The organism is Pseudomonas sp. AC463, from assembly GCF_979253585.1.
Window position 1 is genome coordinate 1 of the sequence record NZ_CEEDDZ010000637.1, and the last position, 270, is coordinate 270.

1 protein-coding gene is annotated in these 270 nt (G+C 69.3%); it reads left to right on the plus strand.

Annotation, left to right across the window (positions count from 1 at the left end):
* Window positions 1-25: 25 nt before the first annotated feature.
* On the plus strand, window positions 26-270 hold a 245-nt coding region (locus AC0IYH_RS31760), incomplete at its 3' end, for a methyltransferase domain-containing protein (protein WP_471838246.1).

A 270-nucleotide genomic window follows, 5' to 3' on the forward strand; every position in this document is an offset into this window, starting at 1 on the left:
CGTGACGCTGGCAGCGCGCCCGACCATGGCCTTCCTCAAGCGTGCCGTCACAGGTCGACGGCTCCGCCTGCTCGATGTCGGCTTCGGCGACGGCGACATGCTGCGCCGGATCGAACGATGGGCCATGAAGCGCGGAATCGAGGCCGAACTGGTCGGCGTCGACCTCAATCCCCGCTCCGAACAGGCCGCGCGCGCGCATACGTCAGCCGATTCGCGCATCCGCTGGGTGACCGGCGACTATGCCGAGCAGGCCGGGGGGTGGGATGCGAT